Source organism: Cupriavidus sp. IDO, from assembly GCF_000812465.1.
Taxonomy (GTDB): Bacteria; Pseudomonadota; Gammaproteobacteria; order Burkholderiales; family Burkholderiaceae; genus Cupriavidus.
In genome coordinates this window covers 1-23,704 of record NZ_JWMA01000177.1, presented here as the reverse complement: position 1 = coordinate 23,704, position 23,704 = coordinate 1, and the positions used below count along the sequence as shown (strand labels likewise).

Here is a 23,704-nt window from a genome sequence, read left to right as displayed (position 1 = left end):
CTTCCGCGTTGTCTTCGGCAGGAATTCTTGCATTTTCCTGGACCATTGTTCCGATAACGGTCTTTGACCCGCCCCTTGCGCTGACCCCAACCTCGTGCGTGACGCACAATGTTGTGCGGATTTCGCGAGGTGTCTGTGCAGAAGAGGGCGGAGGCAAAGATCCAAGGTCAAGGCGTGCTGCTTGGCCAGATTGCCGTTGTGCTCGGCATCGTGATCGCCGGCGTGTGGACGGCCACACAATGGACGGCCGCCGCCCTGGGCTATCAAGTACGCCTTGGCGTGCCCTGGTTTGATCTCTTCGGCACGCCGGTCTACCGCCCGTGGCGTCTGTTCGAGTGGTGGTTCTTCTACGATGCTTACGCGGCGCCCGTGTTCGACACCGGCGGTGCGATTGCAGGCGGCAGCGGGCTGCTCGCTGTCCTGGTCGCTATCGGTATGTCGGTCTGGCGCTCACGGCAATCAACGCTGGTGACGACCTACGGCTCCGCGCGCTGGGCGACGGCCGTCGACATCCGCAAGGCTCGACTCAACGAGCCAGTGGGCGTCTTTCTTGGTCGGTATGACAACCTGTACCTTCGCCACGAAGGGCCGGAGCACATCCTGGCCTTTTTTGCGCCGACACGCTCCGGCAAGGGCGTCGGCCTGGTGGTGCCGACATTGTTGAGCTGGCCCGAGTCCGCCGTGATCCATGACATCAAGGGCGAGAACTGGCACCTCACCGCCGGCTGGCGCTCGCGCTCTTCGCACTGTCTTCTGTTCAATCCGACGGATCCGCGGTCCGCGGCTTATAACCCCCTGCTCGAAGTCCGACGTGGCACGCATGAGGTGCGAGATGTGCAGAACATTGCCGACATCCTGGTCGATCCCGAAGGCGCGCTGGAGCGGCGCAACCACTGGGAGAAGACCAGCCATGCACTGTTGGTTGGAGCCATCCTGCATGTGCTTTACGCTGGCGAGGACAAGACGCTGCGCGGCGTCGCCGGTTTCCTGTCCGATCCCCGGTCCCCCTTCGAGCTGACGTTGCATCGGATGATGACGACGCCGCATCTTGGCGATGCACCGCATCCGGTCGTCGCCTCGGCCGCGCGCGAGGTGCTGAACAAGAGCGAGAACGAACGCTCGGGCGTCCTGTCTACCGCAATGAGCTTCCTCGGCTTGTACCGGGACCCCACGGTGGCGGAAGTCACCTCGCGTTGCGACTGGCGCATCGCCGACCTGATTGCAGCCGAGTGCCCGGTATCGCTGTACCTGGTGGTGCCGCCATCGGACATCAGCCGCACCAAGCCGCTGGTGCGGCTGATCCTCAATCAGATTGGGCGGCGGCTCACCGAATCGCTTGACGGCAGCGACGGCATCACGCGCCGTCACCGGCTGCTGCTGATGCTCGACGAGTTCCCGGCGCTGGGTCGGCTCGACTTTTTTGAGACGGCGCTCGCCTTCATGGCTGGCTACGGTATTCGCAGTTTCCTGATCGCCCAATCGCTCAACCAGATTGACAAGGCCTACGGCCAGAACCATTCGATTCTCGATAACTGCCACGTCCGGGTGACGTTCGCGACCAACGATGAGCGCACGGCCAAGCGCATTTCCGAGACGCTGGGCACGGCCACCGAACTGCGCGCGCAGCGCAATTACGCCGGCCATCGGCTTGCGCCGTGGCTCGGGCATCTGATGGTGTCGCGGCAGGAGATGGCCCGGCCGCTGTTGACGCCCGGTGAGGTGATGCAGCTTCCGCCGGACGATGCTGTGGTGATGGTCGGGGGCTGCCCGCCGATCAAGGCGAAGAAGCTGCGCTATTACACCGATGCCAATTTCAAGGGGCGGGTGCTGCCGCCGCCAACGCCCGCGGCAGGTCGCTACGCTGACGCGCCACCGGCTCGGCCCGACGACTGGAGCCGTTTAGCGATCCCCGCCGTATCGGTTGTGTCGGCCGCCATGGGGGCAGCAACCAGCGACGCCGTCATTGCTGAGGAGGGTGGTCAGTGTCGACAGTCGGAGTTGTCCGAGGCGCCGTTCTACAGCCCGGAGCGACAGACATCGGCCAACGACCTGGCACTGCTGGATGACGACGAGCCGCTACCCCTTACAGGTGCCTTCGATCCGGCTATGCGACGCACAGCACGGCTTGCCAGCCTGGATCCCAACGACGGAATCGACCTATGAGCCAATACCGCCTGAATCTGTTCATTCCCCCGGAACATGCCAAACGCCTGGACGAATTGTCTATCAAGAAGGACGTGTCGAAGTCATCCATCGTCGCCGCGGCGTTGGCTTCCTGGCTGTCGCCGGACGCGGGCGACCAGCGGGAGGCCGCCATCGCCAAGCGACTGGATCGATTATCCCGTCAGTTCGAGAGGCTGGAGCGGGACCAGAACATCCTGATCGAAACGTTGGCGCTCTATGTCCGCTACTACCTGACCGTGAGCACCCCCGTTCCCGAAGCGCATCAACAGGCGGCCCGCGCGCAGGGCAAGGCGCGCTTTGAGCAGTTCGTCGAACAGCTTGGCCGGCAACTACAGCGCGGGCACAGTCTGGTGCGCGATGTGGTGGAGGATTTGCACCCGGAAACGGTGCAACTCGACGAGGCGGCGGCGCTGAACGAGGCCCAGGAGCGGGCATTGTGAGCGCGCAACAGCATCCTTTTGCGACTGCCTCTCTGGACCGGCGCATCCGCATGCTGCGCACCGCAATGGGGCCGCTGATTGCGGCCGCGCTGGAAGACCCGGACGTGGTCGAAATCCTGCTCAATCCTGATGGCACGTTGTGGGTCGATCGGCTGTCCAGCGGGCGCGCGCCATTGGGCGCGACCCTCTCCGATGGGGAGGGTGAACGCATCATCCGCGTGGTGGCCGCGCATGTCGGCGCGGAAGTCCATCGGGGTAAGCCGCTTTTGACCGCCGAACTGCCGGAGACTGGCGAACGCTTCGAGGGCATCCTGCCGCCAGCCGCGCCAGGACCGGCGTTCGCCTTGCGTAAGCGCGCCGTCGGCGTCATCCCACTGGATCGCTATGTCGGCGACGGGATGATGAATGCCGATCAGGCGGAGTTCCTGCGAGGCGCGGTCCGTGAGCGGCAGAACATCCTGATCGCTGGCGGCACCAGTACCGGCAAGACCACGCTCGCCAACGCCTTGCTCGCGGAGATCGCCGCCACTGGCGACCGCGTGCTGGTGCTCGAAGACACTGTCGAGCTGCAATGCGCGGCACACGACCATGTTCCGCTGCGCACGCGAGCCGGTGTGGTTTCCATGACCGAACTCGTACGTTCCTCGATGCGACTGCGCCCCGACCGCGTGATCGTCGGCGAGGTCCGGGGCGGCGAGGCGCTGGATCTCGTCAAGGTCTGGGGCACTGGCCACCCGGGCGGCATCGCCACCATCCATGCGGGATCGGCACAAGGCGCGCTGCTGCGCCTCGAGCAACTGGTTCTCGAAGTCGCCATGAATCCGCCACGCGCACTGATCGCCGAGGCGGTGAATGTCGTGATCTACATCGCCGGTCGTGGCCGCCGGCGCCGCATCGAGAGCATCGCCCGCGTCGTTGGTTTCGACGGTGCCGGTTATCGCCTGGTGGGTGCGCTGGAGGCGCCGCTTCCGGAACCACCGCTGTCTGCCTGCGCCGCTGCTCTGCCGTCGGCCGATCCTCCTGGAGAACCGTCATGACGTACTCTCGCGCTTTCCACGTTTCCGTACCTCCGGTTTCCTGCCTCGCCCGCCTGCGGCGGTTGACCGGACCGATTCATCACGGCCTGCTGCTGGCGGCCGCTATGCTGATGACGGCCGGCACGGCGAAGGCGGCCGGCTCGTCGATGCCCTGGGAGCGGCCGCTGCAAGCCATTCTCGACTCAATTCAGGGGCCAGTGGCGCGCATCATCGCGGTCATCATCATCATTTCCACTGGCCTGGCCCTGGCCTTCGGTGACACCTCGGGCGGCTTCCGCAAGCTGTTACAGATCGTTTTCGGCCTGTCCATCGCCTTCGCGGCGTCCTCGTTCTTCCTGTCGTTCTTCAGCTTCTCCGGCGGGGCCGTCGTATGAGCGCCGTGAACGAAAGCATGCCGGGTCTCGCTCCCGGTTTCGAGATTCCGCTGCATCGGTCTCTCACCGAGCCGATCCTGTTGGGCGGCGCCCCCCGTACCGTGGCGATCGCCAACGGCACGCTGGCCGCCGCGGTTGGCCTGGGCCTGCAGCAGTGGATCCCCGGCATCGCGCTGTGGATCGTCGGTCATGCACTGGCGGTATGGGGCGCGCGGGTGGACAAGCAGTTCATGCAGGTGTTCGCGCGGCACATCAAGCACAAGCCGCTGCTGGACGTTTGAAGGGGAGGGCACCGCGATGCTAAACCTCGCTGAATACCGCCAGCGCCCGGCCTTGCTGGCCGACTGGCTGCCATGGGCCGGCCTGGTCGCGCCCGGCGTGGTGTTGAACAAGGATGGGTCGTTCCTGCGCACAGCGCGTTTTCGCGGACCAGACCTGGACAGTGCGACCCAGGGTGAGTTGATTGCCACGACGGCGCGGCTCAACAACGCGCTACGCCGGCTGGGGTCGGGTTGGGCACTGTTTATCGAGGCCGCGCGTCGGCCGGCGGCGGACTATCCGCGCTCGGATTTCCCCGAACCCCTCTCGTGGCTGGTCGATGAGGAACGGCGGGCCGCATTTGAGGAATCGGGCAGTCACTTCGAGAGCGGCTATCACCTCACGTTGCAATATCTGCCACCGGAGGAATCCCGAGCCAGGGCAGCCAAGCTGCTCTACGAGAACAGTCGGATCATCGGCGTGGACTGGCGCGAGCGCCTGAGCGCCTTTGTCGTTGAAACTGACCGCATTTGTGACTTGCTCGACGGGGTGATGCCGGAAATCGCTTGGCTCGATGACAGCGAAACGCTGACCTACCTGCACGCTACCGTCTCGACACGGCATTATCCGATTGGCGTCCCGGAGGTGCCCTTTCACCTCGACGCTCTACTGGCTGATGCACCGTTGCTCGGCGGCCTGACGCCCATGCTGGGCGACCGGCACCTGCGTGTGGTGACGGTGCGCGGGTTTCCTACTTCGACCTGGCCGGGAATCCTGGAGGATCTCAACCGCCTGGGTTTCGCTTACCGCTGGAGCACGCGTTTCCTGTGCCTGGACAAGGCCGAGGCGGAGAGGGAATTGGGCCGCCTGCGCCGACAGTGGTTCGTCAAGCGCAAGAATGTCCTGGCGCTGCTTCGCGAAACCATCTTCCAGCAGGAAAGCCCACTGGTCGATACCGACGCCAGCAACAAGGCCGCTGACGCGGACGCCGCCTTGCAGGAGCTCGGCAGCGATCAGGTCGCCTTCGGCTACGTCACCGCGACCGTGACGGTGCTCGATGCCGACGCCGACGTGGCCGATGAGAAGCTGCGCATGGTCGAGCGCGCCATCCAGGGCCGCGGTTTCGTAACGATGCCGGAGACGCTGAATGCTGTGGAGGCGTGGCTGTCTTCGGTACCCGGAAACGCCTACGCCAACGTGCGTCAGCCGATCGTCTCGACGCTGAACCTGGCTCACCTGATGCCGGTGTCGGCAGTATGGGCCGGACCGGAGAAGAACACCCACCTCGATGGCCCGCCGCTGATCGTCACGCGCACGGATGGCGCGACCCCGTTCCGGCTGGTGACGCATGTCGGCGATGTCGGCCACACGCTCGTCGTCGGGCCCACCGGCATGGGCAAGTCGGTTCTGCTCGCCACGTTGGCGATGCAGTTCCGTCGGTATCCGGGTTCGCGCATCTTCGTGTTCGACATGGGGCGATCCATGCGGGCCACCGTACTGGGCTTGGGTGGCCAGCACTATGACCTCGGTAGCGATGGCGCGATCGCGTTCCAGCCGCTGGCGCGCATTGATGGCGACGGCCATCGCACCTGGGCCGCCGACTGGATCGAGGGCCGGCTGCGGCATGAAGGCGTCGCTGTCGGCCCCGAAGAAAGGGCGGCCATCTGGTCGGCGCTAGTCAGCCTCGCCGGCGCGCCGGTTGAGCAGCGCACGCTTACCGGGCTGTCGGTGCTGCTGCAGTCCAACGCATTGCGCCAGGCACTCGCACCATACGTGTTGGGCGGTGCCCACGGCAAGTTGCTGGATGCCGATCACGACCGGGTGGGCGCGGCGGACGTGCAGTGCTTCGAGATGGAGGAACTGATGCCCAGCCGTGCCGCGGTGATCGCGGTGCTGGGATACCTGTTTGCGCGCTTCGAGGAGCGTTTCGACGGCGCGCCGACGCTGCTGATGCTTGACGAATCCTGGCTGTTCCTCGACGACCCGGTGTTCGCCGCACGCATCCGCCAGTGGCTCAAGACGCTGCGCAAGAAGAACGTCAGCGTCATCTTCGCGACGCAGTCGCTCGCCGACATCAAGGATTCGACCATCGCGCCCGCAATCATCGAGAGCTGCGCCAGCCGCATCTTCCTGCCCAACCCACAGGCAACCGAGCCGCAGATTCGGACGATTTACGATGGTTTTGGCCTCAACAGCCGGCAAATCGAGATCGTGGCCACCGCGCAGCCCAAGCGCGATTACTACTACCAGTCCCGTGCCGGCAATCGGCTGTTCGACCTCGACCTGGCGCCAGTTGCGCTGGCGTTCGCGGGCGCCGGGGCACCTCAGGACCAGCGTGCCATCGACGGTCTGCTGCGCGACGCCGGGGTGCTCGGCTTTGCCGGTGCCTGGCTGCGCCACCGCGGCCTCGATTGGGCGGCCGACTTGCTGCCCTCTGCGCCGTCGGCTGCGTCCTTCCTCGCTTCCCGCCAACAGGAGAATCTGCCATGAAAACTCGTGTGCTTCTTGCGGCGCTTGCCGCCGCGCTAGCCGCCTCCCTCGTGTTCGCCCGGCCGGCGTTGGCCATTACCGTGTTCGACCCGACGAACTTCGTACAGAACAAGCTGACCGCTGTTCGCACGCTGGAGCAGATCAATAACCAGATCAAACAGCTGCAGAACGAGGAGCAGGTGTTGAGGAACCAGGCGCGCAATCTGGCAAGCCTGGACTTCAACATTGTCAACCGCCTGCGGTCCACATTGGCGAACACCGATCGGCTGATCGCCGAGGCCCGGGGACTGGCCTATGACGTGCGGAACATGGACGCCACCTTTGCACGCCTGTATCCGGAGCGATATGCGGCGACCGTCAGCGGCGACCAGATGCATCGGGACGCGCAAGAACGCTGGCAGAACACCCTCAATGGGTTGCACACCGCGATGCGGATGCAGGCACAGGCGTCGCGCAATCTCGCTCAGGATGAAAGTGCGATTGCCGACCTGGTCAGGCAGAGCCAGTCCGCGACCGGTGCGCTGCAGGCGACGCAGGCAACAAACCAACTGCTGGCCTTGCAGGCCAAGCAGGCGATCCAGGCGCAGCAACTGCAGCTGACGCAGGAGCGTGCGGTCTCGCTGGAGCTGGCGCGGCAGGCCGCTGCGGCCGAACGCGGGCGTGAGGTAACGCGGCGTTTTCTGGGTACTGGGACGCGGTACACGCAGCGGCCGGTGAGCTTCTACAACCGCTGAGAGGGACGAGCATGAAGCGTGCGCCCATGCTGCTTGCCCGCATATGCGGAGAGGATGGTCATGAACGACGTCGCTATCATTGACCGCTTCCTCGACACCTTTTCCACGTACATCGACTCGGGCTTCGGCCTGTTGCGAGGCGAGGTCGCGTTTCTGAGTGCCACGCTGGTGGCGATCGACATGACGCTGGCCGGGCTCTATTGGGCGCTGGCGCATGCCGCGGGGCAGGGCGAGGACGTGATGACGAAGCTCATCCGCAAGGTGCTGTACGTCGGTGCCTTTGCCTACATCATCGGCAACTTCAACTGGTTGGCTGGCATCGTCTTCCGTTCGTTCGCGGGATTGGGCTTGACTTCGACCAGCTCGCTCAGCATGGAGACTCTTCTGCATCCAGGGCGACTGGCCAAGACCGGTATTGACGCCGGTGCGCCTATTCTGGGGCAGCTTAGTAAGCTGGCCGGCTTTCCGGAAGTCCTCTCCAACATCACGCCCATCGTCGTGATGCTCCTCGCCTGGCTGGCAGTAATCCTCTGCTTTTTCGTCCTCGCGGTCCAGCTCTTCATCACGCTGATCGAGTTCAAGCTGACCACGCTCGCAGGCTTCGTGCTGGTGCCGTTTGCGCTCTGGAACAAGACAGCGTTCCTCGCCGAGAAGGTGCTTGGCAACGTGGTGTCCTGTGGCGTCAAGGTGCTGGTGCTCGCCGTCATCGTGGGCATTGGCACCGGCTTGTTCGCGCAGTTCCAGCTTGCGCCCAACGAGCCTTCCATCGACAACGCGTTGGTCATCGTGCTGGCCTCGCTCGCCATGCTGGCGCTCGGGATCTTTGGGCCGGGCAATTCGGAATTGTCTCGAAAGGCCGCATCACTTGTCGAGAGCGTGCACTCGAAAACGATGCTGAACCACGTCCACCGGGCTTGGTGGTTCGCCGAGTTCCTTGGGCAGAAGCGGCAATTGAAGTACGACCGGGAGGTCGTTTACCTTGCATCCGTCCTTCACGATCTTGGCTTGACCCATGAGTTCGTTGCCGCCTTCAACGCCATTACGACCGCATTTTCGCGAGTCCGCGCTTGAAGGGAGTTGCCGGCTGCTGTTCAGGGGCGGCTACCGACCCGTGACTCTGCCGTTCGGCCCAACACTGCTCCAACGTCGATCACAAGTAATACGGCCATCAAGTGAGTCGACAGGATGCACACTTCAGCGGCGTTCGGCTGGTGCTGTGATTTCCCAATCGCCGCGCCGGCTGGCCGAGCCCGCCGTCGCCGCAATGGCCGTCGAGGCCCGCCAGTCGCTGGGCGACATTTCGGCCGTCGGGCGACCTGTCACTCTCCTTGACTTGGATCTTGACTATTTGGGGAGGAGCCATGGCCATGCCGAGAAAAAGTGTGGCAATGGACATTCCGGTGCTGCTGGCGAACGGGGAGCACGACGTTGGCGCCGCCCGCCGGGTTGACCGAACACGATGCGACAGTGGTGTAGACGGTGGTCAATGAAATCGTGCCCGACACGTTTACCAGCGGCGGCGGAATGATCACGGAATGCAGCGTGTCGCCTGTGCTTCCTGCTGGGCTGACGATGGACTCGGCGATTGGCACGATCTCCGGTACGCCCATCGCGCCGTTACCAACGACGCGGTCTACACGATCACCTGCATTAATGGTGCGGGGAGCGCCTCCATCTGACTTGAGTTCGAGGTCAAGAACCTATGATCGGTAGTGACCTAAACAGCATAATTAGTTTTTAGGCACCCACGGCCATTCCAGAGAGGTTATAGAAACAATGTGCCTATAAAATAACATGGAAATTCATGCGGCCTTTCATGGGCGTTTTGAAGCAAAATTCCGCAAAGTCGCACAAGCACTTATATTTCAGGCTGCGATTCCTGCAAAACCGGCAATATATGCACTTAGGTTCGCGGCCGGGGATTTTCCCTTAGTGTCCCGAATTGAAAACTAAATGTCCCGCATTGTTAAATCCCTCCCTCCGCTCAAGTGATACCTTTCGCCGCCAAGGAAATAGGAGCGCTATTTGGTAGCGGGGGCATTGACCTTATGATCTCAGCCCGCGAATGAATGCAACACGGGCGCTGGTCAGAAATGGCAAACCGCGCTTGCGCCTTGCCCGCACTTCTCGTTTCCTGCCGAGATGTATCCGGCACATCGGAGAAAGGATCAAATAACAGTTATGCACATGTCCCCTGAAACTTTCCTCTCACACGGCATGTTTGATCCGGAAGAGTTCGGCGGTGAAGTCAACCCGCCGGTCTTTCACGCGTCGACCGTGACGTTCCGCAATCTCGACGACATGGAAGCGCGGGGGGGGGAGCCATGTCGGACGCCGAAAGCGATGTCCTGTGGTATGGCCGAAAGGGCACGCAGACCACCTTCGCATTGCAAAATGCCTTGGCGCAACTCGAAGGCGGATACCGCTCATTGTTGGTCTCTTCCGGCCTGGCCGCCTGCACCAGTGCAATCATCGCGTTCGCCAAGGCCGGCGACCACATTCTGGTCAGCGACAGCGTCTATGGTCCCACGCGTCATTACATCGAAACGGTGCTCGCGCGTTTCAATGTCTCCGCTTCATTCTACGATCCCATGCTGGGAGCGGATATGCCGCGATGTTCCGGCCCAATACGACTCTCGTGTACGCGGAGTCGCCGGGATCGAACACGTTTGAGGTCCAGGACATTCGAGCCATTGCCAATGCGGCGCATCGGCATGGCGCGGTCGTCGTCGTCGACAACACCAGGGCCACTCCGCTGTTCTTCAAGCCGTACCATTCGGCAACAGCGAGTCCAACACACGGAAGTGGAGACTGTGCTGATCGAACCGTTTGAATTGTTGGAATGACGGGATTAATCCTGTTATTCAACATGCAGCGAGGCAAATTAAATATTGCCAGATTTGCCGTAACTATTTTTCCAAGGAGGAGACATGAAAGTAGACGACAAGAAGGATGTGGTTCGATTTGCCCGCGTGGCGGCGTTGTCGGTGCTTGCGCTGACGGCGGTACAGGCCCATGCGGACCAGGTCACGGATATCAAGGCCAAGGGCGAACTGGTGTGCGGCGTGCTCGGTACGGATGAACCGTTCAGCTTTATCAAAGACCCGGCCAGCCGTGAGATCGTCGGCTACGACGTCGATCTGTGCAATGCGGTTGCCAGGAGCATCGGCGTCAAGCCGGTGCTCAAGCAGATCGCCGTGGCCGCGCGCATCCCGGAACTGCAGCAGGGGCATGTCGACCTGCTCGCGGCATCGCTCACGCACAACAAGGAGCGCGAGTCCCAGATCGACTTCTCGCTGTCGACCTTCATCACCGGGCAGAAGGCCATGGTGAGGAAGGACAGCGACATCACGACGCTTGCGCAGCTTGATGGCAAAAAGCTGCTGACCGTCAAGGGCTCGACGATGGAAACCAACATCGCCGCCAGGATCAAGAATGCCTCGGTCGTCTCGTTCGACAATAGCCCGCAGGCGCTGCTGGCGCTCGAACAGGGCAAGGGTGTCGCCTATATCAACGACGAAACCTCGCTGGTGAGCAACTTCACCAAGCTCGGCCCGGCTGCCAAGGACTACACGCTGGTGCCGCAGTACCTCTCCTCCGAGCACCTCGCGCTGGGTCTCAGGAAGAACGAGCCCGCATTCCGTGCCCAGGTCAACAAGGTGCTGGTTGGCATGGAAGCCGATGGCGACGCACAGAAGCTGTATAACAAATGGTTCGGGCCGACGACGAAGATGAACTTCCCGCCGCGCTCGTTCAAGATCTCCACCGACAAGATCGACTGAGTCCCTGCCGACGTTCCCGAAGTGCTGCCCGGTTACACCGGGCAGCCGCACGCCATGCCCAATTTCAATCTGTCGATGCTGCTCTCCGGGCAGTATCACGAGTGGCTGGTCAGCGGATTCGTGATGTCGCTGAAGCTCTCGGCACTCACGTTCGTGATCTCCCTGCCGCTCGCCATCGTGGTGGCCCTCCTGCGCCTGGCGCCCCTGGCACCCGTACGGGCCCTTGGGCAAGCTTACGTGGAAGGCATCCGCAATGTGCCGCTGCTTGCGCATATGCTGTTCTGGTACTTCGGTGCGCCGCAATTGCTGCCCTTCGCGGTCAGGAGCTGGCTGTACGAGCATAACTATGAAGCCGTCAGCGCGCTAATCGCCCTGGTGCTGTACACGGTGGCCTACATGGCCGAGGACATTCGCAGCGGCATCCGCTCGATCGCCAAGGAGCAGTTGGAAGCCGGCCGTGCGCTGGGCTTCAGCTTCCTGGCTGCGATGCGACTGGTCGTGCTGCCGCAGTCCTTGCGCATTACCGTGCCGCCGCTGGTGAGCCAGACTCTGAATCTCTGGAAGAACTCGAGCATCGCCATGGTGATCGGCGTGGCGGAACTGATGTACCAGGCGCAGCAGGTGGAGAGTGCCACCTTCCGGGGCTTCGAATCGTTCGCGTTTGCCACGCTGGCGTACGTCACCATCTCCATGACGATCACCTTGTTCTCCGTGTGGTATCAGCGCCGGTATCCGGTCAGGAGCGCATAACCATGCTTGATGTCATCCAGACGTTTGGCGTCTACTTTCTCGTCGGCCAATATCCGAATGGTCCGCTTGGCGGCCTGGCGCTGACGTTCCTGCTGGCCTCGGCCGGACTGGTGCTGGCCTTGCCCGTCGGGATCCTGTTGGGACTGTGCCGGGTCAGCTCGCTCGGTGTGTTGCGCTGGCCAGCCACCGTCCTGGTCTACGTCGTGCGGGGAACGCCCTTGCTGATGGTGGTGTTCTGGGCGTACTTCCTGTTGCCGGCCGTGACGGGGCATCGCACGGCCCAGTTCACCACCATGCTGACCGCACTGGTGATCTTCGATGGTGCCTACCTGGCCGAGATCGTACGCGCGGGGATTCAGGGGCTGCCGCGCGGCCAGATGGAAAGTGCGCGCTCCCTCGGCTTGTCACATATCCAGGCAATGACCCTGGTCATTCTTCCGCAGGCGCTGCGCAACATGCTGCCCTCGCTGGTGAACCAACTCGTTTCGACGATCAAGGAGACGTCGCTGGGCTACATCATCAGCCTGCCGGAAGCCTCGTTCATTTCGGGGCAGATCAGCACGCAGATGCTCGCGCAGGCGGCCCAGGTCTACCTGCTGCTCGCACTCAGCTACTTTGTAATGTGCTTCGGGCTGACCCGTTTTGCCTATCTGCTCGAGCGCCGGCTCGCTTCGCATGCCCCGATGAAGGTGTGAATCATGATTACCATTGAAAATGTCAGCAAGTGGTATGGTGACTATCAGGCGCTGGTGGATATCAACGAAACGGTCGCGAAAGGCGAAGTCGTGGTTGTGTGCGGGCCGTCGGGCTCCGGCAAGTCGACGCTGATCCGGACGCTGAACCGTCTGGAAGCCATCCAGAAGGGCAGCATCGTCGTGAACGGCCAGGACGTTCACGCGCGCAGCGTGGACGTCAATGTGCTGCGCAGCGGCATCGGCTTCGTGTTCCAGCAGTTCAACCTGTTTCCGCACCTGACGGTGCTGGATAACTGCACGCTCGCGCCGGTGCGGCTCAAGCAGATGCCGCGACAGGAGGCAAAGGAGCTCGCGATGAGTCTGCTGGATCGCGTCGGGCTGCCGCACAAGGCGCAAGCCTACCCGGGGCAGTTGTCGGGCGGCCAGCAGCAGCGCGTGGCGATCGCCCGGGCCCTCGCCATGAAGCCGCCTGTCATGCTGTTCGACGAACCGACCTCTGCACTGGACCCGGAGATGGTCAATGAAGTACTGCAGGTGATGAAGGGGCTGGCACGCGACGGGATGACCATGGTCTGTGTCACGCATGAAATGGGCTTCGCGCGCGAAGTGGCCGATCGCGTGATCTTCATGGATCAGGGCAAGGTGCTTGAACGCGCCAAGCCCGAGCGATTCTTCCACAGACCGGAACATCCGCGGGCGCAGCGATTCCTGTCCGACATCCGCTCCCCCTGGGAATCCGCTGTCACCGCTTGATGGCGCGGACTGCTGGTCCCTGCTTTTGAGCCAGGCAGAGAAGTCACCTGGCTCGGCCAAGAACCCCCGCAGCCAGCCGGCAAGCTCGCTGTCACCCGCAAGGCAGGGCGGGCGTCGCACCGGCGTTGGCATAAATGCGCGTCGTACCGTGCGAGCACGACGCAGCGCTGCAAGGCGGGACCGGATCCTAGCGACATTCCCAGCCTACCCACGCCTGTTTTCAGGCTTCAGCAGGCTGCGCATCCGCATCGAACCCGCCTGGACACTCGCGCAGCCCCGCTCACCTTCACTTGCGCGGTCATCTGTTCTCGAATCTTCGAGAAGTGTTGTGACCGCCCCCCGAGTCGTCCCTGACCCTGAAGTCTTCGTCGAAGTCGTTGGCCGTTTCAACGAATTTATATAGTCTGGGCTCAGATTAGCTGGGAGTCGCCATGATTCGAATGGATTTACTGGATGACATCGACCGTCATCTGATTTCTTTGCTGCAAATGGACGCACGTGCGCCCGTGTCGGAGATTTCACGCCGCCTTGATCTTGCGAGGACAACGGTAATTGCCAGAATCGAGCGGTTGGAAAAGAGCGGTGTAATTGCTGGCTACACCATTAAGCTTGGCCAGGATGTGGTCGACCCGAGCCTGCATGCCTATGTAGGAATCACGCTGCAACCAAAGTCTGGGCGCGATGTTGTAAAGCGATTTGCCCGTATGCCGGAGGTGCACATGCTGTGCGCTGTAAGTGGGGAGTTTGACTATGTCGCCTGGCTGCGTGTTACCACGCCAGATCAACTCGATCGCATCCTTGATGAAATTGGCGAGATGGACGGTGTCATCAAGACGACTACATCCATTGTTCTGGCCCGAAAGATCAATCGCGGAGACATGCCGGACGCGGCCTGAGTGTTGGCGCGAAGCCAATTAGAATATGAGCGCTACAGATTGACTTCTTCGGTCGTCATATTGTCTGCAATGGCGATACTTTATGACGATTTGTCAATTTATTTGGACTCGCAGCTTCCCTAGAATGGTCTCACTTTAGTTCATTCTTCAGGGAAGAAAAAATGCAGACGGTTCTGTTGGGTTCGGGTCATATTGGTCAGACTATCGCGCGGCTCCTATCGAACAGTGGCGACTACGCTGTGACGGTCGCGGATCGCGAAGCATCTGCGCTGAAGTCGGTGGGGCACCTCAACGTCGAGCGCGTTGTCGTCGATTCCAACGATCAAGGCGCACTGGAGAAACTGCTGGCGCCGGCCGATCTGGTGATCAATGCACTTCCCTACCACATGGCGACAAAGGCGGCTCACGCTGCCAGGAACGCCGAAACGAATTACTTCGATCTTACAGAAGATGTACAGGCCACCAAGGCCATCTCGCAACTTGCAGCAGGTGCAAACGTTGCATTCATGCCCCAGTGCGGGCTCGCTCCGGGGTTCATCGGAATCGCTGCGAACTCGCTGGCTCGGTCGTTCGATGTCGTCCACGACGTGAAGATGCGGGTGGGTGCGCTGCCCGAATTTCCGACGAACGAACTCAAGTACAACCTGACCTGGAGCGTCGACGGCCTCGTGAATGAGTATTGCCATCCCTGTGAGGCATTGCGCGAAGGGGAGCGAATCTCTGTCGAACCCCTGGAAGGCATCGAGCATTTCTCGCTGGATGGCGTCGAGTATGAGGCCTTCAACACTTCGGGAGGCCTTGGCACGCTTTGTGAGACGCTCGAAGGCAAGATCCGCAATCTTGACTACAAATCGGTTCGCTACCCCGGTCACCAGCAGCGCATGAAATTTCTTCTGCATGACCTCGGATTGAAGCGCGACCAGGAGCTGCTGAAGTCGATCCTGCGCAAGAGCGTTCCGACGACGAGGCAGGACGTGGTGCTGGTTTTCGTGACGGTAAGCGGGCTGCGCGACGGCAAGCTTGTGCAGGAGGTCTTTTCGCGCAAGATCTTCGCAACCCACGAGAACGGTCTCTACGAGAGCGCGATCCAGAGCACAACCGCTTCGGGCGTCTGTACCGCAGTTGATCTCTTTCGTCAGGGGAAGCTCCCAGGCAAGGGCTTCATTCGCCAGGAAGCCATTTGCCTTCACGATTTCCTGGACAACCGGTTCGGCAAAGTCTACGGGTCAGCCGAGTGAAGGACCCCCACGGGGCTGAGGAGAGGCAGGATGAACATCGACGCTAAGCAGATTCTCATGGACAACGGCCTGGAAGCCATCTCCAGGCAAGATGGCTCCATGAAGGTGCATTCCCCCATTGACGGCCGATTGCTGGCCAGCCTGGACGTCGCGACCGCAGGCGATGCCGAGGCTGTGATCGCGGACAGCGTCCGGGCGTTCGAGGTGTGGCGCAAGGTTCCGGCGCCTCGGCGCGGGGAGCTTGTCCGGCTGTTAGGCGAGGAATTGCGTGCACGCAAGGACGCGCTGGGTCGGCTGGTAAGCCTCGAGACAGGCAAGATTCTGCAGGAAGGGCTCGGGGAAGTGCAGGAGATGATCGACATCTGCGACTTCGCCGTCGGATTGTCGCGGCAACTGTACGGCTTGACGATTGCTTCCGAACGACCGAATCACCGGATGATGGAGGCCTGGCATCCGGTGGGGCCCTGTCTCGTGGTGACGGCATTCAACTTCCCGGTTGCTGTATGGGCATGGAATGCCGCACTGGCACTTGTTTGCGGTAATGCTGTCATCTGGAAACCATCGGAAAAGACGCCTTTGTCCGCCGCTGCTGTCCAGGTGATCTTTGACAAGGTCTGTGCGAAGTTCGGGGCAGCGCCGACACACCTCAGCCAGTTGGTTCAAGGCAGACGCGAGCTTGGCGAGCGCTTGGTACGCGATCCGCGCATTCCGCTGATCAGTGCCACCGGCAGCACGCGCATGGGTCGGGAAATTGCCAAGGTCGCTTCCGAGCGATTCGCGCGCACGATCCTGGAACTTGGTGGTAACAATGCCGGCATCGTCTGTCCGTCGGCGGATCTCAGCCTAGTCGTGCGAGCCGTCGCGTTCGCAGCCATGGGCACGGCCGGTCAGCGATGTACGACTTTGCGTCGACTGATCGTGCACGCGTCGATTTATGACAAGGTCGTCGACGAAGTGAAGAAGGTCTATCGGCAGGTGCGTATTGGAAATCCGCTCGATTCTGCATCGATGATCGGACCGCTGATTGACAAGCAGGCATATTTTGCGATGAACAAGGCATTGGCTGCGGCAGTCGAGGATGGTGGAAAAGTCTTCGGCGGGGAGCGCGTCTTCGAGGAAATCACTGATGCATACTACGTTCAGCCGACTATTGTCGAGATGCCCAGGCAAACCGGCATTGTCTACCATGAGACATTCGCACCGATCCTGTATGTGCTGCGCTATGAAACGCTCGACGAAGCGATCGCCCTGAACAACGCCGTGCCTCAGGGACTATCGTCCAGCATCTTCACCACGGACATGCGCGAGATGGAGGAGTTTCTCTCCGCCTCCGGAAGCGATTGCGGTATCGCAAATGTGAACATTGGCCCCAGCGGCGCGGAGATTGGTGGCGCCTTCGGTGGTGAGAAGGAGACAGGCGGCGGGCGAGAGTCCGGAAGTGATTCGTGGAAGGCTTATATGCGCCGTGCGACGAACACGATCAACTTTGGGAACGATCTCCCGCTTGCCCAGGGCATTGAATTCGGAATCTGACCTGGCGATACCCGGACGGTGTCAGGAACTTGCTCAGTCTGAGTTGCATCCATGCAGCAGTTTGCCGCCGGCGCCAGGTTCCTGAGTACGATCGCCCAACTATGCTCCGATGGCGCTGCCCATCCCTTTCTCACATGGCTTTGCTGATCCAGCCGGCTCGCCGATTCGCGAGCTGTTCCCATACCTGAGTCGCCCCGGGATGATCTCCTTTGCCGGGGGACACCCATCTCCTGGTCTCTTCGACATCGAAGGATTGTAGGCGGCAGCCGAGCCTGCGTTGCATGCGGGGGGCGTGCTCCAGTACGGTTCGACTGAGGGCTTTGCCGAACTGCGAGGTATTGTCGGCACTAATGCTGTCGCGCGACGTCACCTGTCCGCCTGAGCGTGTGCTTGTGACAACCGGGTCTCAGCAAGCCTTCGACATCCTGGTTCGCATCTTCATGGACGCCGGCGACGTCGCGTACGTGGAGACGCCGGCTTATCCCGCAACGCTCCAGGCACTCAAGCTCGCAAAGGCGAGGACCGTCCAGGTGCCCGTTGATGCTACGGCACGGACGTCGACAGGCTGGCGTCAATGCTGCGTGAAAGCCCGGCGGCGGACCGTCCGAAGCTTCTCTATACGGTGCGCCTGGCTGTTTCTGGCCGAGGGGGCGATCGTCGCTTCCCGACCCTTGGACGTGCGAAAGGATTAGGGCGAACGGCCGGATTGGCACCCAAAACCGGAGGGTCAGCACGATTAGTCATGGGTGGGTGCAGGATAGTTCGAACGGCAATTCGCAGCCGAGAACAGTCGGTCTGCCCGCATGACCGACACACAGAGTCCACCGAGTAATTCAACGCAATCGGCGAGGAGCGGAAGTCTAGGCTTGCACAAATAGCTCGCTGCAATTCGGCGGCCTTTGCGGACCCTCAGGGGTCACGGACAATGGTCGAATAGCATCGTGACAGTTACGCCACGCAGCGTTCAAGGAGCGCCTGGCTGCTGGTTACAGGTGCGGCACAGGTGCGATGCCGGCACACATAGGCCGCCGGCCGGCCGTTGACTGGGTGCAGCCCCTGGCCGATCGGAACGTCTTCGGCAAATGCCAGGACGCGTGCCGGGAGGTACAAGCGGTGAACGCTTTCCACAAGGGCGGCGGCATCCGACTTATCGCCGGCAAGGATGATCCCGAACGGGCCGCGCTGCGTGAAGTCTCTGGCGGCCAGGAGGTGCACGAAGCCGGCCGGGGCCGCGGTGGCAGCAGCCCGGTATCGCTGGAATTCGTGCTCGGCGAGGTCGTGGTAGCGATCTTGCCCGGTGAGTTCATGCAAGCGCGAGAAGGAGAACACGGTGGCTGAAATGCCCGACGGCCAGGCGTTGTCGTACGGCGCGCGAGGCCTGTGCACCAATGGCTCGCCATCGTGGGACGTGAAATACAGCCCGTCTTCCCAGAACTTATCGAGGATGAGCGCCACGAGTTCGACTGCGCGATCAAGGTATCGCCTGTCGAAGCAGGATTCATAGAGGTCGATCAGAGCATTGGCCAGGAAGGCATAGTCTTCAAGGAACCCTGGCACCTTGACGGTGCCGTCTTTCCAGGAGCGGTACACGCCGCCGTCCGGCATGGTGAGTCTGTCCTGGATAAAGTTGGCGGCACGCCTTGCGGCGGCGAGGTGCACGGGGTTGCCCGTCGCCTGGTAAGCCGCACAGAGTCCCTGGATCATGAGGCCGTTCCAGCCGGTGAGAATATTGTCGTCACGGCCGGGGCGCACGCGTTGGGCGCGTACTGCAAATAGCAGCTCGCGCCAGCCTTCGCGTCGCGCCTCCTCCAAGGGGGGCAGCATGACCGCACGGTGGAGCACTGATCTGCCGGGTTCAAAGTTCCCGCTGTCGGTCACGCCGTAGGCGCGACACGCCAGGGCGCCCTCGGATTCGCCCAGGACAGCCTTCACCTCGGCCGGTGTCCAGACATAAAAGCGGCCTTCCTCGCCTTCGCTATCGGCATCTTCGCCAGCATAAAAGCAGCCATCGGGGTGCGTCATGTCCCGCAGAATGTACGCGATAGTTCCGTCGAATACACGGCGCCAGGCTTGCTTGCCGGTCAGGCGATAGGCGTCCGCGTACAGTGAGACGAGCTGGCCGTTGTCGTAAAGCATCTTTTCGAAGTGGGGCACGGCCCAACGTTCGTCGACACTGTAGCGGGCGAACCCACCGCCGAGCTGGTCATGGATGCCGCCGGCCGCCATGCCGTCGAGCGTGCGCTCCAGCGCTTCAAGCAGTGCGGGTTCACCCGTTCGTTGATAGATGCGCAGCACGAGGTCATAGGCGCTTGCGTTGGGAAACTTGGGTGCTCCGCCCAACCCACCGTGGGTCGGATCAGTATTTCGCGCGAGGGCACGGGCTGCCTGTGCGGGCAGGTCCTCGACCTCGGCGGCTTCATGGCCCAGGTCCGCTTCGTCGAGCTGCCGGAACCCATGCTGAAATTGCCCGATGGTGTCACGCAGCTCCTGGCGGCGATGTGTCCAGGCTTCGCTCAGGCTCAGCAGCACACGCTCGAACCCGGGGCGGCCATAGCGGTCATCCGGCGGAAAGTAGGTGCCACCGAAGAACGGTTCTCCTTGCGGCGTCAGGAACACCGTCAGCGGCCAGCCGCCACCCTGTCCCATCATCTGGGGGACTTTCTGGTAAATGTCGTCGAGGTCGGGACGCTCCTGCCGATCGACCTTGATGCAGACAAAGCGCTCGTTCATCAGGTCGGCGATCCGGGGATTCTCGAACGATTCGTGCGCCATGACATGGCACCAATGGCAGGCGGCGTAGCCGACGGAAAGCAGAACCGGTTTGTCGTCGTCGCGCGCGCGGCGAAAGGCCTCTTCGCACCAGGGATACCAGTCGACTGGATTCTCTGTGTGTTGTCGGAGGTAAGGCGACGCTTCTGAGGCGAGCCGGTTTCCCATCACAGTCTCCAGCTTGGTCCGGTAGGGCAACTGTGGCGCAGAACAAGGCGCCCTGCAAGCGCAGGCGCCCAAAGGGCCAATCTTTATTACCTGCCGACCGGCGAGTGGCTAAAGCGACACGAGCGTGGTTAAACGACAAACATAGCGAAATCTGTGCGCCTACACGACAAACCTGAACCTTAAGGAAAGAAGATGCGTGCCTAAACGACAGCTTGCCGGTCAACCCTATCTGCCCGGACTTGCGCGATGCGCTTCCGGAGCAGAATCACGCGACAGACCTCGCAGTCGCCTCTTAAGCCCGACATGCCTGCAGTGCATTCCTGCATAGGTTGGCAATTCGGGCTACCCCGTCGCCGACTGCTCCACTCATACGAGTGCCGACGGCCACTCTGACCCGCCAGGAGAGCCATGACTCAACCGCTTAGAATCGATTTTGTCTCCGATATCGCATGTCCATGGTGCGCGATCGGATTGTCTTCACTACGGTTGGCGCTAACGCGTCTTGGCGATGCTGTGGACGCCCGGATTATCGTCCACCCTTTTGAGCTGAATCCGCAAATGGGAACGGAGGGAGAGGCCCATCGTCGACTACCTTGGGAAGAAGTACGGGCGCACGCCGGCACAGATTGCCGAGAGCCAGGCCATGATTCGTGAGCGTGGCGCGAGCGTGGGCTTTGTCTTCGGCGCACGCGCGCGCGTCTACAACACGTTTGATGCCCATCGGCTGCTGCATTGGGCTAGCATCAAGGGCAGGCAGCTAATGCTCAAGTTGGCGCTGCTGCGCGCCTACCATATGGACGGCAAAGATCCTGGCAAGCGCGACGTGCTTGTCGAAGCTGCGGAATTGGCAGGGTTAGATGTAGTGGCGGCGCGCAAGGTGTTGGAAAGCGATGACTATGCCGAGGTTCGTGCAGAAGAGCGGGAGTACCATGGCATGGGTATCCAGTCGGTCCCGTCCGTCATCTTCAACAACCGCTATCTCGTCACTGGCGGACAGCCTGTGGAAGCCTTTGAGCAAGCCATCCGGGAAATTCTTGCCGAAGCGCAGCCATCGACGAGGGGCTAGGCAAAGCCCGTTACCTGCGCGATGCGACGGTGGGATGGAGGGCTAAAGACTGGCCAGCAGGCAGCCATCGCCGACTATTGGCAACCGTCTCTTCCCGACCCTTTATGGCCCTTCAACACTCGGCCGGCCTTACGTCTCTTCCTGAGGTACAGCGGTCATTCGCCTGTTGGCGGCGCGGACCGATCATCGGCCGGTACGGACGTCCACCGATGCAGGGAAGGATGGCCGAGTCGGCCGATGAAGCGACATCCGTCCGTAGAGACATAGAGAAATGAAAGACTGGCTCCGGTTAGGGTCAGTCAACTAGTGAATGTCGGCTGATTGATCGTAATGATGTTCTGTTCCTGCCACGCGCTCTGAGCTACAAATTGAAGGCCAGACGCCGGAAGCGCGAAATCTGGTCGCCGATTACGCCGAGTTGGAATCTCATCTCAATATGGGATTTTCTTCGGACTCTCGACACCGGCATCTTCACGAACTGTGTAGCTGGGAAGCCTGAGATCGTTGCCGCCGTTCCACCAGTTAGTTATGTCGAAAACGATGTTCGAGTCGCCCAGCTTCTCGATAAAGACGTCAGGCATTGTCAATGGCGTGCCAGGTGCGCAGACGCTGGGCAGTGTCAGCGGCCTCAGGAAGTGGATGGCGCTGCTTGAATTCGTTGAAAGATTGGTTACCCGCTGCGCGAGGTAACGCCCTGAAACCTTTTGGATTTCGAGTGCAGTTTCGACATCGATACCAATACCCCTGGCATTTGAAGGCTTCAGAATCCCCTGGGGGCAGCCTGTGTTGTTAGACCCCGGGGCGATGGTTCTGGAGACGAACGTGACTAGTCGACCCATGCGATCCCGAGAGTCGAAATGCGGGTCAACAAAAGTATTCTGTAAAGCAGGAATGTTCAAGAAACTAGATCCCGAAAAAGGGGTCGGATCGAAGGTCATGAGGTTGTTGTATGGGTCGCTCAATGCCTGTGCCGACGTGACCGTTCCGTTCAGGGCGGAAAAAATGAACTCGCTGAGCACATTGGCTCCTGCGCTGGTGCCACCTACGGGGATTTGGTTTTCCAGGAGCGACGCGATCGTCGCCTCGAGTTTGGTGCCTTTCCAAAGCTTGATGTAATTACTTTGGTCACCGCCTGCGATCCACAAAGCGTTTGCTGAGCCGACCACGGCATTAACAAATGGGTCATTGGCACCCTCAACGCTGGAAATGATGAGGGTTTCAGCCGAAGTTAGCCCAAGATAGGCACCGCCGACAAAGCCATCCACCGCAGGGACATTGGTGGAGTTTTGCTTATCGCTGTAATAGAAATAGGGGTCGTAGGCATCCGTGCCACTGGCTCGAATCACGACAAACCGCCCGCCGGTAGATCTTGTGATGCCTGCCTGCTGAATCATCCACCGGTATGCCTCGTCAACGTCGGGCCCCCCACCCATCAGAACCACGGGCTGCAAGGCCTGTGGGCGAGGTGCAGGAAGCGCTTGCACCGGCGTTGGGGACGGGGCCATGAAATACTGCGCACCGGTGACGAAATAACTGTAGGGAGGGGTAGGGGCGGGGGAAGTTGAGGTGCTTTGGGCAAGAGAAAAAGTCGAGGGCAAGGCCCCAAAGGCTATGACAAGCCCAACAGAGGCGGCTGCGCGGCGCAAACCAGCCCTGCATGCGAATTTAGCAAGAAGTCCCATGGCACTCCCCCTGGTGTTCGTTAGCGAGCCCAAGCTCGCCGCACACCGTGGACGGCCCTGTCCCAGCGATGCCGACTTAAGCGTAAGCCCCGTTTCTTGTGCACGCACCAAACGCAGTTCGGAAGTCTATAGTCTGGTCGGGTAATGGTCAAACTGAAGCGTCGATGAACTGAAGCGTGGGTGCAGCGCTTACGCTGTCACAGACTTTTAACATTGATCGCAAACAAGAGTGACCATGCGTTGGTCGCGGGCGACGGGGACCGAGATAGGTCCACATTCGTTCGACGGTGACCCCCGGACCGCCCGCGTCATCCTCCTTCTCTCAAATCCGGGGTTTGATGAGACCAGCAGCGCGGCCGGCCATACGTTCGCACGCGACGGCTGGCCGTTCTCTTCGCTGCTCATGAGGCGACGCCGGGAATGCGCAGTTGGTGCGTGCCGAAAGTACGAGACCTCGTCGCCGAGTTTGGCGTGCAGCGGGTCGCGCTGGTGCAGATTCACCCGTGGGCATCGGCGGCATTCGATGACCGCCTGCGATTGCCGTCAATGGCAGGGCAGGTCGATCTAGTTCGCGCGGCGGTCGAGCGCGGGGCGGTGGTTGTGGTCGGCCGCAATGCGCGCTATTGGCGCACGGTACTCGGCCCTATGGGTGAGCCATTGCCAGCCTGCCGCAATGCACGCAATCCGACCCTCAACGTGGGCAACCTTCCGCCCGGCGCGTATGACGTCGTAAGTGCGGCCCCGTTGCCGGCGACTAAGAGACCGTTTCAAAAAGACCCAGAGGGGGCTGTTAACCTTTCCGGCAAGCTGTTAACCTTGGTCGTCTGAACAACCGGAACCAAGGGGATGGGTACG

At 61.4% G+C, this 23,704-nt stretch carries 20 protein-coding genes and 3 pseudogenes; 20 read left to right on the top strand and 3 right to left on the bottom strand.

Going from position 1 to position 23,704, the window contains the following annotated elements:
* Positions 1 to 159: 159 nt before the first annotated feature.
* The 8 genes and pseudogenes from RM96_RS31945 to trbL form a co-directional block, all read left to right on the top strand.
* Positions 160 to 2,163 carry a conjugal transfer protein TraG gene (locus RM96_RS31945; protein WP_039015771.1) on the top strand — a complete coding sequence of 668 codons (2,004 nt, stop codon included), beginning with the start codon at positions 160 to 162 and terminating at the stop codon, positions 2,161 to 2,163.
* Positions 2,160 to 2,624, top strand: a complete 465-nt coding sequence (locus RM96_RS31940) for a CopG family transcriptional regulator (RefSeq protein ID WP_039015753.1) — start codon at positions 2,160 to 2,162, stop codon at positions 2,622 to 2,624. The genes RM96_RS31945 and RM96_RS31940 overlap by 4 nt, the downstream gene beginning before the upstream one ends.
* Positions 2,625 to 2,674: 50 nt before the next feature.
* On the top strand, positions 2,675 to 3,661 hold the full coding sequence (gene trbB, locus RM96_RS31935; RefSeq protein ID WP_238587489.1) for a P-type conjugative transfer ATPase TrbB: 987 nt from the start codon (positions 2,675 to 2,677) through the stop codon (positions 3,659 to 3,661).
* Positions 3,658 to 4,035 (top strand): TrbC/VirB2 family protein, encoded by a 378-nt coding sequence (locus RM96_RS31930; RefSeq protein WP_039015751.1) that lies wholly within the window; start codon positions 3,658 to 3,660, stop codon positions 4,033 to 4,035. The genes trbB and RM96_RS31930 overlap by 4 nt, the downstream gene beginning before the upstream one ends.
* Positions 4,032 to 4,316, top strand: coding sequence for a VirB3 family type IV secretion system protein (locus RM96_RS31925; protein ID WP_039015750.1), 285 nt, complete (start codon positions 4,032 to 4,034; stop codon positions 4,314 to 4,316). The genes RM96_RS31930 and RM96_RS31925 overlap by 4 nt, the downstream gene beginning before the upstream one ends.
* A 16-nt stretch (positions 4,317 to 4,332) precedes the next feature.
* Entirely contained in the window at positions 4,333 to 6,783 is a 2,451-nt protein-coding gene (gene trbE, locus RM96_RS31920) for a conjugal transfer protein TrbE (protein ID WP_039015749.1), read from the top strand.
* On the top strand, positions 6,780 to 7,517 hold the full coding sequence (gene trbJ, locus RM96_RS31915) for a P-type conjugative transfer protein TrbJ (RefSeq protein WP_039015748.1): 738 nt from the start codon (positions 6,780 to 6,782) through the stop codon (positions 7,515 to 7,517). The genes trbE and trbJ overlap by 4 nt, the downstream gene beginning before the upstream one ends.
* Before the next feature lie 60 nt (positions 7,518 to 7,577).
* Positions 7,578 to 8,351: pseudogene (trbL, locus tag RM96_RS31910) on the top strand (P-type conjugative transfer protein TrbL); the annotation flags it as partial.
* Positions 8,352 to 8,836: 485 nt separating this feature from the next.
* Here the strand turns inward: trbL and RM96_RS39605 are convergent.
* On the bottom strand, positions 8,837 to 9,109 hold the full coding sequence (locus RM96_RS39605; protein WP_193752564.1) for a hypothetical protein: 273 nt from the start codon (positions 9,107 to 9,109) through the stop codon (positions 8,837 to 8,839).
* On the opposite strand from RM96_RS39605, the gene RM96_RS41025 reads away from it, so the two are divergent.
* The 10 genes and pseudogenes from RM96_RS41025 (at position 9,042) to RM96_RS40745 (ending at position 17,856) form a co-directional block, all read left to right on the top strand.
* Positions 9,042 to 9,230 carry a putative Ig domain-containing protein gene (locus RM96_RS41025; protein WP_443112293.1) on the top strand — a complete coding sequence of 63 codons (189 nt, stop codon included), beginning with the start codon at positions 9,042 to 9,044 and terminating at the stop codon, positions 9,228 to 9,230. The genes RM96_RS39605 and RM96_RS41025 overlap by 68 nt on opposite strands.
* A 611-nt stretch (positions 9,231 to 9,841) precedes the next feature.
* Positions 9,842 to 10,350 (top strand): annotated as a pseudogene (locus tag RM96_RS41020) (aminotransferase class I/II-fold pyridoxal phosphate-dependent enzyme).
* Between the two features lie 97 nt (positions 10,351 to 10,447).
* Positions 10,448 to 11,299, top strand: coding sequence for an ABC transporter substrate-binding protein (locus RM96_RS31905; RefSeq protein WP_039015747.1), 852 nt, complete (start codon positions 10,448 to 10,450; stop codon positions 11,297 to 11,299).
* A gap of 54 nt (positions 11,300 to 11,353) precedes the next feature.
* Positions 11,354 to 12,049, top strand: a complete 696-nt coding sequence (locus RM96_RS31900) for an amino acid ABC transporter permease (protein ID WP_039015746.1) — start codon at positions 11,354 to 11,356, stop codon at positions 12,047 to 12,049.
* Positions 12,050 to 12,051: 2 nt separating this feature from the next.
* Positions 12,052 to 12,744 (top strand): amino acid ABC transporter permease, encoded by a 693-nt coding sequence (locus tag RM96_RS31895; protein ID WP_039015745.1) that lies wholly within the window; start codon positions 12,052 to 12,054, stop codon positions 12,742 to 12,744.
* 3 nt (positions 12,745 to 12,747) lie between these two features.
* A complete protein-coding gene (locus RM96_RS31890) occupies positions 12,748 to 13,497 on the top strand; it encodes an amino acid ABC transporter ATP-binding protein (RefSeq protein WP_039015744.1) in 750 nt (249 codons plus the stop codon).
* A gap of 431 nt (positions 13,498 to 13,928) precedes the next feature.
* Positions 13,929 to 14,393, top strand: a complete 465-nt coding sequence (locus tag RM96_RS31885; protein WP_039015743.1) for an Lrp/AsnC family transcriptional regulator — start codon at positions 13,929 to 13,931, stop codon at positions 14,391 to 14,393.
* 161 nt (positions 14,394 to 14,554) lie between these two features.
* Positions 14,555 to 15,631: a saccharopine dehydrogenase family protein gene (locus tag RM96_RS31880; RefSeq protein ID WP_039015742.1), complete on the top strand. Its 1,077-nt coding sequence runs from the start codon at positions 14,555 to 14,557 to the stop codon at positions 15,629 to 15,631.
* Between the two features lie 30 nt (positions 15,632 to 15,661).
* Positions 15,662 to 17,164, top strand: coding sequence for an L-piperidine-6-carboxylate dehydrogenase (gene amaB, locus RM96_RS31875; RefSeq protein WP_039015741.1), 1,503 nt, complete (start codon positions 15,662 to 15,664; stop codon positions 17,162 to 17,164).
* Positions 17,165 to 17,445: 281 nt separating this feature from the next.
* Positions 17,446 to 17,856, top strand: coding sequence for an aminotransferase class I/II-fold pyridoxal phosphate-dependent enzyme (locus tag RM96_RS40745; RefSeq protein WP_443112292.1), 411 nt, complete (start codon positions 17,446 to 17,448; stop codon positions 17,854 to 17,856).
* Between the two features lie 256 nt (positions 17,857 to 18,112).
* On the opposite strand, the gene RM96_RS31865 is transcribed toward RM96_RS40745, so the two are convergent.
* The gene (locus RM96_RS31865; RefSeq protein WP_052279868.1) at positions 18,113 to 20,101 is read right to left on the bottom strand and encodes a thioredoxin domain-containing protein; all 1,989 of its coding nucleotides are present in this window, start codon (positions 20,099 to 20,101) and stop codon (positions 18,113 to 18,115) included.
* Positions 20,102 to 20,509: 408 nt separating this feature from the next.
* Between RM96_RS31865 and RM96_RS31860 the strand changes: the two are divergent.
* Positions 20,510 to 21,167, top strand: a pseudogene (locus RM96_RS31860) (DsbA family oxidoreductase).
* A gap of 431 nt (positions 21,168 to 21,598) precedes the next feature.
* Here RM96_RS31860 and RM96_RS31855 read toward each other — a convergent pair.
* Positions 21,599 to 22,849, bottom strand: a complete 1,251-nt coding sequence (locus RM96_RS31855; RefSeq protein WP_039015739.1) for a cyanophycinase — start codon at positions 22,847 to 22,849, stop codon at positions 21,599 to 21,601.
* A gap of 420 nt (positions 22,850 to 23,269) precedes the next feature.
* On the opposite strand from RM96_RS31855, the gene RM96_RS31850 reads away from it, so the two are divergent.
* Complete coding sequence (locus RM96_RS31850) at positions 23,270 to 23,677, top strand: hypothetical protein (protein WP_039015738.1); 408 nt, start codon at positions 23,270 to 23,272, stop codon at positions 23,675 to 23,677.
* The last annotated feature ends 27 nt before the right edge of the window (positions 23,678 to 23,704 follow it).

Excerpts from the sequence above, each read along its gene's own strand:
- RM96_RS31895 (WP_039015745.1), top strand. The coding sequence starts at position 12,052 with ATGCTTGATGTCATCCAGACGTTTGGCGTCTACTTTCTCGTCGGCCAA.
- RM96_RS31900 (WP_039015746.1), top strand. The coding sequence starts at position 11,354 with ATGCCCAATTTCAATCTGTCGATGCTGCTCTCCGGGCAGTATCACGAG.
- RM96_RS31885 (WP_039015743.1), top strand. The coding sequence starts at position 13,929 with ATGATTCGAATGGATTTACTGGATGACATCGACCGTCATCTGATTTCT.
- amaB (WP_039015741.1), top strand. The coding sequence starts at position 15,662 with ATGAACATCGACGCTAAGCAGATTCTCATGGACAACGGCCTGGAAGCC.
- RM96_RS31905 (WP_039015747.1), top strand. The coding sequence starts at position 10,448 with ATGAAAGTAGACGACAAGAAGGATGTGGTTCGATTTGCCCGCGTGGCG.
- RM96_RS31850 (WP_039015738.1), top strand. The coding sequence starts at position 23,270 with ATGCGCAGTTGGTGCGTGCCGAAAGTACGAGACCTCGTCGCCGAGTTT.
- RM96_RS31940 (WP_039015753.1), top strand. The coding sequence starts at position 2,160 with ATGAGCCAATACCGCCTGAATCTGTTCATTCCCCCGGAACATGCCAAA.
- RM96_RS31865 (WP_052279868.1), bottom strand. The coding sequence starts at position 20,101 with ATGGGAAACCGGCTCGCCTCAGAAGCGTCGCCTTACCTCCGACAACAC.
- RM96_RS31890 (WP_039015744.1), top strand. The coding sequence starts at position 12,748 with ATGATTACCATTGAAAATGTCAGCAAGTGGTATGGTGACTATCAGGCG.
- trbE (WP_039015749.1), top strand. The coding sequence starts at position 4,333 with ATGCTAAACCTCGCTGAATACCGCCAGCGCCCGGCCTTGCTGGCCGAC.
- trbB (WP_238587489.1), top strand. The coding sequence starts at position 2,675 with ATGCTGCGCACCGCAATGGGGCCGCTGATTGCGGCCGCGCTGGAAGAC.
- trbJ (WP_039015748.1), top strand. The coding sequence starts at position 6,780 with ATGAAAACTCGTGTGCTTCTTGCGGCGCTTGCCGCCGCGCTAGCCGCC.
- RM96_RS31930 (WP_039015751.1), top strand. The coding sequence starts at position 3,658 with ATGACGTACTCTCGCGCTTTCCACGTTTCCGTACCTCCGGTTTCCTGC.
- RM96_RS41025 (WP_443112293.1), top strand. The coding sequence starts at position 9,042 with ATGATCACGGAATGCAGCGTGTCGCCTGTGCTTCCTGCTGGGCTGACG.
- RM96_RS31880 (WP_039015742.1), top strand. The coding sequence starts at position 14,555 with ATGCAGACGGTTCTGTTGGGTTCGGGTCATATTGGTCAGACTATCGCG.
- RM96_RS31855 (WP_039015739.1), bottom strand. The coding sequence starts at position 22,849 with ATGGGACTTCTTGCTAAATTCGCATGCAGGGCTGGTTTGCGCCGCGCA.
- RM96_RS40745 (WP_443112292.1), top strand. The coding sequence starts at position 17,446 with ATGCGGGGGGCGTGCTCCAGTACGGTTCGACTGAGGGCTTTGCCGAAC.
- RM96_RS31925 (WP_039015750.1), top strand. The coding sequence starts at position 4,032 with ATGAGCGCCGTGAACGAAAGCATGCCGGGTCTCGCTCCCGGTTTCGAG.